At 54.8% G+C, this 10668-nt stretch carries 6 protein-coding genes and 1 pseudogene; all 7 read right to left on the minus strand.

Annotated elements, in window-relative coordinates; all coding sequences use genetic code 11:
• Window positions 1-14: 14 nt before the first annotated feature.
• Window positions 15-1667 carry a multidrug ABC transporter permease/ATP-binding protein gene (locus tag VRC33_RS15440; RefSeq protein ID WP_338557199.1) on the minus strand — a complete coding sequence of 551 codons (1653 nt, stop codon included), beginning with the start codon at window positions 1665-1667 and terminating at the stop codon, window positions 15-17.
• An 88-nt stretch (window positions 1668-1755) separates the two neighbouring features.
• Window positions 1756-2399: pseudogene (gene alkB, locus VRC33_RS15445) on the minus strand (DNA oxidative demethylase AlkB).
• Between the two features lie 53 nt (window positions 2400-2452).
• Complete coding sequence (apbE, locus tag VRC33_RS15450) at window positions 2453-3493, minus strand: FAD:protein FMN transferase ApbE (RefSeq protein WP_338557201.1); 1041 nt, start codon at window positions 3491-3493, stop codon at window positions 2453-2455.
• Between the two features lie 363 nt (window positions 3494-3856).
• Window positions 3857-4972, minus strand: a complete 1116-nt coding sequence (gene ompC, locus VRC33_RS15455; RefSeq protein WP_338557202.1) for a porin OmpC — start codon at window positions 4970-4972, stop codon at window positions 3857-3859.
• Between the two features lie 595 nt (window positions 4973-5567).
• Complete coding sequence (locus VRC33_RS15460) at window positions 5568-6737, minus strand: HlyD family efflux transporter periplasmic adaptor subunit (protein WP_338557203.1); 1170 nt, start codon at window positions 6735-6737, stop codon at window positions 5568-5570.
• The gene (locus tag VRC33_RS15465; RefSeq protein WP_338576765.1) at window positions 6734-8881 is read right to left on the minus strand and encodes a type I secretion system permease/ATPase; all 2148 of its coding nucleotides are present in this window, start codon (window positions 8879-8881) and stop codon (window positions 6734-6736) included. The genes VRC33_RS15460 and VRC33_RS15465 overlap by 4 nt, the downstream gene beginning before the upstream one ends.
• Before the next feature lie 37 nt (window positions 8882-8918).
• The gene (locus VRC33_RS15470; RefSeq protein WP_338557205.1) at window positions 8919-10292 is read right to left on the minus strand and encodes a TolC family outer membrane protein; all 1374 of its coding nucleotides are present in this window, start codon (window positions 10290-10292) and stop codon (window positions 8919-8921) included.
• Window positions 10293-10668: the final 376 nt, after the last annotated feature.

Below are 10668 nucleotides of genomic sequence, written 5' to 3' on the forward strand. Positions count from 1 at the left end.
ACCAGGACGGGCCGTTAACTGACGATGTCTGTACGCTTAACGGCATCCAGCGTGGCCTGTTCCCTCTCTTCACCGGTCAGTTCACTGAGCTTGCCTTCACGCATCTCCAGCAGGCGATCCGCATGCAGGAAATAGTGATCGTCATGGCTGATAGCAAAGACGGTTTTACCCATCTCCTGCAACCACGGCAACAGTTCGCGATAAAAGATGCGGCGGAAATGCGGGTCCTGATCGGCGGCCCATTCGTCCAGCAGCAGAATGTCGCGCTGTTCTGCCGTCGCCATCAGCAGCGCCAGGCGCTTGCTCTGCCCTTTCGACAGCTTCAGGTTCAGCACTTTATTGCCTTCGAGCTGGATTTTATCCTGCATCTGCAGGCGCTTAAGCCAGGCCTGCACTTTCGCCGGATCGGCCGCTTCACCCCGGTTATCAATCAGGCGGTCAAACAGGTGAACGTCGGTAAACACCGCCGAAAACAGGCTGCGGTAACTGGCCATGCTGCCGCTGTCAATCTCTTTACCATCCAGCAGGATCTGCCCGGATACCGGCTGATAAAGCCCGGTCAGCAACATGGCCAGAGTAGATTTCCCGCTACCGTTGCCGCCAATCAGAAACACCAGTTCCCCTCTTTTCAGGGTCATATTTACCGGACCCACAGCAAAGCCCCGATCGCCATAGTGGAAAACAAGATTACGCAATTCCAGCGTTTTCCAGTTTCCGGAGGCGGCAGGCGCACTGAATTCAGGGTGATAGTCGGCCAGCTTAAAGGTGTTGAGCTTATCAAAAGCGACCTGAGCGGTGAGCAGCGTAGGCAATGCTCCCACCGCTGAGAGCAGCGGCGTGCGCAGGAACAGCAGCGTCAGGGAATAGGTCGCAGCTACGGCGGTATCCGCCCAGCCCAGGCTGTTAGCCATATAGAACACCAGACCAATGGCACCCAGCATCATAATGTTGGACCAGTTCACCGCACTGAGGTGAAACGTATCTGCCCGGACAATGTGGTGACGATAGTTGCGGGCATCTTCCTGATATACCGTGTCAAAAATCAGCTGGGCGCGCTGGCGATTAAGCGCCAGCTCTTTGCGCCCCTCAATGATGGTCTGGAAGTCGCTATAGAGGTTATCTTCAATTTCGCGCAGTTTAGCCATATGCCTGTAAACCCTGGAAACCAGCAGCCAGCCCCCAACGATGGTCACGGCAACCCAGACCGAGGTGACCAGCAGCATTTCAGCAGAGAGCCAGGCCAGATAGGCCGCCGAGCCTATTGTCAGGATAATCCCCTGAATCAGTTCCGGCAGGCGGACAAAGGCAATCGTGATGTTGCGGACATCGCTGGTCAGCCCGGCAAGCAGTTGGGCACTGCCAATCTGCTCAATACGTTCAACCTGGGTATCCAGAATACGTTTGATAAACTCACCGCGCAGGCGGTAGACAAAATGGTGTCCCAGCAGGGTCAAAGCGAGCTGCGAAGCCAGCGTCACCGCCATTAAAAGCAGCAGCAGCCCCAGAAATTCAGGTAACACCATCACAGAGGAATTCAGGGCAACAATCAGCTCCCGGTTGATAAAGGCGATCAGCCCTATCCCCAGTGCCGCACTAAGCAGGCTGAGAGCAATAACCATGACAAAAGGCCAGCGATACTGCCGGTATACAACGCGAAGCAACTCCATAACACCATCCGGGTCAGAACAAAGCAGTGTGCAGTTTAATGAGAAGCCGGACGATATCAATAATAATTCTCATCTGAAAGCGCTCCCTTTAGCGGAAAGCGCGCCGGAAGGTCAGATTAAAGCGAAATGCGCCGGTCAGTGGATGAATACCGGGCTTCAGGGGCAGGATACCGTGGTAACGCAAACGCGAAGGACCGCCCCAGACGACGATATCACCGTGCTCCAGCAGAACGCGCTGGGTGGCGTCACCCCGTTCAAATCCACCGAACTGAAACACGGCTGGCAAACCCAGCGAGACCGAAACGATCGGCTGCTTCAAATCCTGCTCATCTTTATCCTGATGCAGCGTCAGTTTTGCCCCGGGCTCGTAGCGGTTAATCAGACAGGCATCAGGGCTGAACTGTGGAAAACCCGCTTCTGAAGCACAGGCTCTGGCAAGCTGGCGGAAAAGCGCCGGCATGGCAGGCCAGCGCTGGCCGCTAACGCTGTCGCGCTCGCTGTACTGATAACCCCGCGAATCGGTTGACCAGCCAAAGTCACCACAGTTGGTCATGGCGACTGACATACGGTGGCCGCCGGGCGTGATGCGATGATGAAAAGGATTGAGGGCGGAGATTTCCTCCACCAGCTTCATCAATTCTCCCGCCCGATCTCTGGCACGCCGCCGGAGGATCACTGCCCCCTCTGCCAGGGTTCGGCCCACGGGGCCTCGTCACTAAACAAATCCAGCATGATAACTCCTCAGGCGCGGTGCCTTACTGTGACAGGTTTGAACCTCTGAAAACCTACTGCTGCACTAAGAATGCCCGGAACTGCGGCGACATCCAGGTCGTGAAACCCTCCCCCTGTTTCTCAATCAGGTAGACTGCCAGATGTTCCCGCAGCGCCAGCGCTTTGGCTTTCTCCCCGCCCAGCACCATCAATCCGGTATCCCATCCGTCAGCTTCAAGCGCGGTAGTTGCGATAACAGTAGCAGAAACCAGTTTGTGCTGGATCGGGCGTCCGGTGGTCGGGTCGATCACATGCGAGATGCGCTTGCCGTCCAGCTCATAGTAGTTGCGATAGCTGCCGGACGTGCTGATCCCATGCCCCTGTAAATCGACCACGGCCTGAACCGCGTTCTCTTTGTCGGTGGGTTTCTGGATCGCGACTTTCCAGGGGTCTCCCTGGGCATTTTTACCCCGGGTCAGCACGGCACCGCCTACCGAAACGAGGTAGCTGTTGATCCCCTCCTGCTCCATCAGCCGGGCAAGATGATCGGTGGCAAAGCCTTCCCCTACGGTCGAGAGATCAACATAGAGACCGGGCAGATCTTTTTGCAGGTAGGCCCCTTCAGCCCGCTGGATCACCTGCAAATGTTGCAGACCGGTCAGTGCTTTTGCGCTGTTAATTTGCGCCTGGTTCGGGGAGGTCACCGGCTGCTTATCGGGGCCAAATCCCCACAGATTGACCAGAGGTCCGACGGTGATATCCATTGCCCCGGCCGTTTTCTTGCCGATACGCAGCGAGAGCGTAACGATGTCCGCCATATTATCGCTGACCGGCTGCGGGTCACTGCCAGAATACTGGTTGAAGCGGGAAAGCACGGAATCTTTCTTCCAGGTAGAGAGCTGACGATCGTCCTCATCCAGTCTCTGCTGCACGGCTTTTTGCAGGCTCTCTTTGCGTTCCGGAGCCACGCCAGCGAGGCTAATCCTCCAGAATGTTCCCATAGTGCGACCTTCAAGGATCATCGCCGAATCTTCCGGACTCTGGTTATGACGGTCACAGCCTGAAAGCAGGGTAAATGCTGCCAGAATGGGGGAATACAGCCATTTCTTCTTCATGACAATCTGACTACCTGTATTAAATATTGGTCCGAAAAACGGCAAAAAGGGGGATTACTGCCGGAGAAATGGACTTGATCTTCCCCGAATAGCTCACCAGGATAGTATCTGAAGGCACGCCACAAAAGGCTGCATAACCATTAATTTAAGGGAGATCCTGCATGATTTATTTCGTACTCCTTGCCGTTTGCCTGGGGCTGATTATCTTTTCAGGCTTTAAGCATTACAAGCACACCAACACCAAACAGCTCAATCGTCCACGTCACCGTTCATCATCTCGACGGGTTATGGAATAAGAAGAGGGATTACATGGGGAGGGAGAGGTAAACAAGGGAGCACAGATGGCCTGCGCTCCCGGACAACTTAGAACTGGTAAACCAGACCCAGTGCCACGACATCATCGGTATTGATACCGGTTGCGTCGGTGAACTCATTGTCATCCAGCATGTTGATCTGGTAATCAACATAGGTAGACATGTTTTTGTTGAAGTAGTAGGTCGCGCCCACATCGATATATTTTTTCAGGTTCTGAGTGCCGTAACCTTCGATATCGCTGCCGCGCGATGTGACGAAGGCCAGAGACGGACGCAGGCCGAAGTCGAACTGATACTGGGCAACCAGTTCCCAGTTATCCGCAGTATTGGCATAACCGTATGCCGCAGAGTCGCTTGAACCAAAGCGGGTTGCGTTCTGAGAGCGGGTATACATTGCGGCCAGATAGATGTTGTTCGCATCATACTTCAGACCGCCGGTGTAGGCAGTTGCTTTATCGCCACGACCCAAAATATCCGCAGTGCCTGCCGAGCCACCGTTCTGCTCATTGGTACGGTCAGAACTGAACATGGCTGCACCCAGACCAAAGCCTTCGCCCAGATCGTAAGTTGTGGAAATACCCCAGCCATCACCGTTACCTGCCAGAACATCACGTCCGCCCGCTTCCGTTGCGCTGTCATTTTTGCCCTGATACTGAACGGCGAAGTTCAGGCCATCCACCAGACCAAAGAAGTTGGAGTTACGGTAGGTAGCCAGGCCGTTGGAACGCTGGAACATAAAGTTGTCCGCGCCATAGGTATCACCACCGAACTCTGGCAGAACGTCAGTCCATGCGCCGATGTCGTAAGCCACACCGTAGTTACGACCGTAGTCGAAAGAACCGGCATCGCCAAACTTCACACCTGCAAAGCCCACACGGGTAAAACTGTCTGCGGTGCCCTGCGCTTCTGAGTTGTTCAGTGCAGCCTGGTATTCCCACTGGCCGTAGCCGGTGAGCTGGTCACTGATCTGGGTTTCACCTTTAAAACCAAAGCGAACGTACGACTGATCGCCGTCAGAACCGTCGTTATCGGAAAAATAGTGCAGGCCATCCACTTTACCAAAGAGATCGAGTTTATTACCGTCTTTGTTGTAGATTTCAGCTGCACCCGCTGAACCGGCGATCAGCATCGCTGGGACCATCAGGGAGAGAACTCGAAGTTTCATTTTTATTACCCTCTAGTTATATGCCTTATTTTGCCACTGCGTGCTGAACGTCGAATATTCAGCCGGCAAACTCATGTTAGTTCGGCGTGAGTAATAATCTATAAAGAAAATGATACTGAATTTCCGAATGTGTTGCAGGAGGTAAAATGTTTATTGCTAAATGTAAACATTGGGGAACTTTCAATCAGCACGCATTGATAAAAAATATGGCACAAACAGGCAATATATTTCTGTAAATGATGTTTTTCATGGGTTTAGGGAGGGATTCAGGGCTGAGCACTGAATGATAAAAAAAATCGGTCATCAGGTTATACAATAGCCCCGCTATCATCATTTTATTGAAAAATTACCTTCATTCACCCCGAATGAGATGTTTTACCCTATTTCCCGCCGGGCCTTGTGTCCGGCATTTTTTTATTCTTTTTTCAGCATAGCGTCAAGCTGAGTAAAGATTATTTCGCCAGGATATTAACTCCGCTTCCGCCCCACCTTTCCAGCACTAAAATAAGCACAAATAAACAAAAAAACGCCACTGATATTAATGTTAATATTTCTCCAAAAGTATCTCTTATGGATTATTCAGTGGCGTTATTATTTAGCGTTCCCGCAGGGATTCTTTAACTTTATTCAGCGGTTTAATCAGATAATCCATCACCGATTTCTGTCCCGTTTTAATTTCAACATTGGCCACCATACCGGGGACAATCGGGAATTTTCGCCCGGCTTTGTTAGTCAGTTCCGCTTTCTGCGTGCGGACATAAACGCGGTAATAGTACTGATCGCGTTTCACCTCATCCTGAAGGGTATCCGGCGAGACCGTTTCAACTTCACCACTCAGATTGCCGTAGATCGACGAGTCATAAGCGGTGACCTTAACCGTGGCGGGCAGTCCGGGGCGGATATAGGCGATATCACGGGGGTTGATCCGGGTCTCAATCAGTAACTGATCTTCCAGCGGCACAATCTCCATCAGTTTACCGCCCGGTTGTAATACCCCTCCCACAGTGGTGACCTGGATATCTTTGACGATACCGCGCACCGGCGAATGCAGCGTTGCCCGGGTAAGCTGATCTTCTTTACCGGTCACCACCTGCAGTTGCGCATCCAGATCGGCGTTGTTCTTCACCTGCTCCTCTCGTGCCCGTACTGCATAATCATTTTTCGCTTCATCAATTTTGCCCTGCAGGTCACTGACCTGGCGGCGCAGGCGGATCACTTCGACCTCCCCTGCAGCCCCCTTCGCCACCAGAGGCTGGGTCATCCGCAGCTCATCCTGAACCAGTTTTTTTGATTGCTCCAGGTTACTGACCGTCTCGGAAAGATTGCGGCGGCGGGACTGATAGAGCTGCGTTTCCCGCGCAACAAGTTCAGGCTCCTGCCGGGTTGCCGCGCTGAACACCAGCGGGCTGCCGCTCAATTCTGCCTGCAAACGCTCTGCCGAGGCACGCAGCGTGCGCGCTTTAGACGCCGCTTCACCAAAGTTCGACTGGAACCGGGTAGGATCCAGCATCGCCAGCACCTGCCCCTTCTCCACAATATCGCCTTCATGCACGTTCAGCTGCTTGACGATACCGCCATCCAGCGTCTCAATAACCTGCGCACGGCTGTAAGGCGTGACCTTGCCTGTGCCCACAGTGACCTCGTCCAGAATGGCGAAGTGCGCCCAGATAAAGAAAATCACCAGCGCGGCGGTACAAATCCAGATCACCGCCGAAGTTTTACGTTCATCGCGTTTAAGGCTGCGGTCGATTATTAACAGGCTCATGCTGCATCCCCCCGCGCGCTTTTGGCCGTTTGCGCCGAGGCGCTGCGGATAATGTCATCCCTGGCGCCATCGGCGATGATCCGGCCATTGTCCATTACCACAATCCTGTCCACCAGCTTCAGCAACGCCGGGCGGTGGGTGACCAGCACCAGCGTGCGCCCGGAAAGCCAGCCCTGCATCTGCCGGATGACGTGCTCTTCAAGCTGTTCATCCATTGAGGCCGTAGGCTCATCCATCAATACCACCTGCGGCTGCCGCAGGATCATGCGGCTGAGCATCACCATCTGCCGCTGGCCGCCTGAAAGCCCACGCCCGCCTTCGTTAATAATGCGATCCAGACTGGCCGCATCCTGCTGTACCAGACTGAGCGCGCCGCTGATGCGCAGCGCCTGCAACATCTCCTGCTCGCTGGCATGGGGATTCCCAAGCATCAGATTCTGCCGCAATGTGCCGAAGAACAGACGGGAATCCTGAGAGAGCCAGCCCAGCTGGCGGCGTAAGTCGACCGGGTCAATGCGACGGATATCCACCCCATCGACGATAACCTTGCCCTGCGTCGCTACCGCCTGCCCGGCCAGCAGCCTGAGCAGCGTTGATTTCCCGGCGCCAACTTTGCCAAGAATCGCAATCCGTTCGCCCGGTTTGATTTGCAGTTGCCCGACGGTAATCACGTTTTTGACGCTCTCCTCATCATAGCTGTACTGCACGCCTTTAAGGTCGTAATGGCCGGTCAGGGTCGGACAGTGCGCCATCTCCCCTTCTTCCACCTGATCCAGCGGCTTTTTCAACAGCTCATCCAGCCCGGTCATGGCGCTTTTTGCATGCTGCCAGCGGGAGAACACCATAGTGAGCTGCATCAGTGGGGCAATGGTCCGGGAGGAGAGCATACTGCTCGCCACCAGGGTACCGGTGGTGATATCGCCGCTCAGCACCAGATAGACGCCGAATACCAGCATACTGGCATAGGTCAGTTGCTGGACGGTGGAGGCCCAGCCTGTCAGGCGCGCGCCCCACAAACGTTGCTGCATCCCTACCGCTGCACTGACCTCATGGGTCTGTTCCCACTGACGCTGAAAATAGGGCTCCGCCTGCAGGGATTTGATGTCTTCAATGCCCTCGATGGTTTCCACCAGCACCGCATTGCGCAGGGCTCCTTCGCGCAGCCCCTCTTTCGCCAGCTTTGCCATCGGAATTTGCACCAGCAGGCCCGGGATCACAATCAGCGGGATAGCCAGCAGAGGAATGATCACCAGCGGGCCTCCGATAAAGGCCATGATAAACAGAAAGAGGATCACAAAAGGCATATCCGCTGCGGCACCCACCGTGGTGGAGGTCAGCAGTTCACGCACCTGATCGATTTCACGTAATTGCGAGATAAAGGAGCCGGTGGATTTTGGCCGGGCTTCATTACGGATATTCATGGCGCGGGCAAACAGCATGGAGGAGACTTTCAGATCGATACGCTTGCCCATCAGATCGGAGACCTGGGTGCGCATCAGTCTGATCAGGTATTCAAAAGCTGCCGCCACCAGCACGCCGGTGAACAACACCCAGAGCGTGGCTTCAGACTGCGCGGGGATCACCCTGTCGTAAATTTGCATCGAAAACAGAATACCGGCCAGCGCCAGCACGTTACCCACCACCGAGGCCAGAGAGATCTCCATGATCTTGCGCCCCATGCCCCGGAAGTTCTCCCAGAACCAGTGCTTCTTGTAGGGCTTAACGAATTCATCAATGCGCGCATCACGACCCCGCGCCGCCACGCCAATGATACCCACCTGCTGCTCACTCTGCGCCAGCAGCGAGGCCAGCTCGCTTTCCCGCACCACATCGCCGCCGTCACTCAGCCAGTATCGCGCCTTGCCCCCGGCATCAATGTTCTCAACCACCACTACGTTGCCGTTTTCCATGATCAGAATCACCGGCGTCACTTCCTGTCGCCAGCGAATTTTATCCTTTGGCATCATGGTCATATGTAGGCCCAGCAGGCCTGCCAGCCTTTCCAGCTGCTGAGCCGGCGTCAGATGTTCGAACCAGCGCATCTGCTGACGTAACGTGGAGCCATCCGCGGGTTTGCCAAAGCGGGCGGCCACGCGCAGCATGGCATCAATCCAGTTTTCGGTACTTGGGGTCTGTTTCATCATTCTTACTGCCTTAAATAGGTTGCTTGTGCTTGCGGCGTCAGAGTGACGGCAGGGTTTGTCCACTGTTGGCTTCGCGATCAATCCCCATAATGTCCAGCAGATTGTCCACCGCTGCGGCGTAGCGAACCGTGGCATCCCAGCCGTCATAGAGCGCCATCAGACGACTGCTGTCGGCCTGAAAAACATCCTGTTCCACACTTAACAGATCGTTGAGGCTGCGCTTGTTCAGCTTGTACTCATCGGCATAGACCGACCGGGTATGATCGGCGCTGCCTAATTGCGCTTCGCCCGCCGTCTGTCGCTGCTGAGCCCCAATCATGTCGGCATAGGCGGTGGAGGCGTGCTGATTGATATCGAGTTTCGACTGCTGGATAGCCGCTTCAGCCGCTTCACGATCGCCCTCTGCCGCCCGGGTTTTGGCGTTGACCAGCCCGCCCTGATACAGCGGCGCTTCAACCTGCAATTGCAGTTCATCATCCCAGTAGGATCGGCTGTCGTTTTCATAGCGGGTGCGGCCCGCCTGAACCTTGATAGTGGGCCAGTGGTTGGACTGAGACTGACGAACCCGCTCCAGCGCCGCTTCCTGTTTGGCCTGCGCGCTGCGCACGGAGGAGCTGTTTTCGTAGGCAATTTTGTCGAGGGTAATTTGCTGATTCAGCAGGGACTGAGGCAGTTCAGGCAGATCGCCGGAGACCACGCCGGTCAGTACGGTGAGCTGTGCCTGCGCCGATCGCTCCTGCGCCCGGTACTGCTCCAGCGTGGCATGCATCCCGGCGATCCGCGTTTCAGCCTGCAACACATCAGACTGCGAGCTCAATCCGGCATCGGCGCGCAGCTTCGCAATATCCCTGACCCGTTGCAGCGAAGCGACATTGTTACGCGAGGCTTCCACCAGGGCGCGATAGCGCTTTACTTCCAGATAGGCCTGAAGGGTGTCCTGCGCCACGGTGGTCATGGTGTCATAGAGGGCGTACCGGTAGGCTTCCGAGAGTTTGTGCTGCTCGTCGATAGCCCCGCCGGTGCGGCCAAAGTCATACAGCAGCTGGCTGAGCGTTATGCCGCCGGAACCGTTGTTGTTCAGGCTGCCCGCAGAATCTGTCTGATGGGAACGTCCACCAGAGGCCTGCAGGGAGATTTGCGGAAACCATGCGCTTTTAGCCGCATCCAGATCGGCTTCACCGACGCGGATCTGCGCGGCGGCTTCGGAAATTTTGGGGTTACGGGCAAAGGCCCGGAGAATCGCATCCCGCAGGGTTAACGTTGAGATTTGCTCCTCTGTTGGAGCGGCCCGCCAGTTAAATTCAGCCTTGGGCTCTTTTGCAGCGAACGCGGCATGGCAAAACGACGCGCAGAGCGAACTGATACAAAGTGTCAGCCACACTTTTCTGATTTTACTGCCTGAATACACCATCGAAATTCCCTTGTGCACCGGATAAAAAGCTAAAGAGATGCCCTGAAAGATAAAGCGGCGCTTTATTTTTCATTAGCAAATGCTGGCCAGCGCCGAAAAGGGAACTGAGCCTGACCCGGTGTCCGATGGATTACAGCGTAATCCGCAACAAGAGAAATGGTTAACTTCGCAGCCATATCACATTGCTTTAAAAAGGGGTTCTCCCCCTTATAAAGGGAAAAAGGCGAAGTATCGCCCTCTTCTTAGAGTAATTTTAAAGGTGGTTCTTTACACAAAGCTGACGCTTTGCGAGGTCTGTCTGATTTTGGGTGATAATTTCTTTCAGCGCAATAACAGTTAACCTCCTCTTAACCTTAGACGCCCTGCACGGGAATTT

This window comes from Erwinia sp. E_sp_B01_1 (genome assembly GCF_036865545.1).
Lineage (GTDB): Bacteria > Pseudomonadota > Gammaproteobacteria > Enterobacterales > Enterobacteriaceae > Erwinia.

What these genes read in the sequence shown, in the direction of transcription:
- VRC33_RS15465 (WP_338576765.1), bottom strand. Translation starts at nt 8,881, where the DNA reads ATGATGAAACAGACCCCAAGTACCGAAAACTGGATTGATGCCATGCTG.
- VRC33_RS15470 (WP_338557205.1), bottom strand. Translation starts at nt 10,292, where the DNA reads ATGGTGTATTCAGGCAGTAAAATCAGAAAAGTGTGGCTGACACTTTGT.
- VRC33_RS15440 (WP_338557199.1), bottom strand. Translation starts at nt 1,667, where the DNA reads ATGGAGTTGCTTCGCGTTGTATACCGGCAGTATCGCTGGCCTTTTGTC.
- VRC33_RS15460 (WP_338557203.1), bottom strand. Translation starts at nt 6,737, where the DNA reads ATGAGCCTGTTAATAATCGACCGCAGCCTTAAACGCGATGAACGTAAA.
- apbE (WP_338557201.1), bottom strand. Translation starts at nt 3,493, where the DNA reads ATGAAGAAGAAATGGCTGTATTCCCCCATTCTGGCAGCATTTACCCTG.
- ompC (WP_338557202.1), bottom strand. Translation starts at nt 4,972, where the DNA reads ATGAAACTTCGAGTTCTCTCCCTGATGGTCCCAGCGATGCTGATCGCC.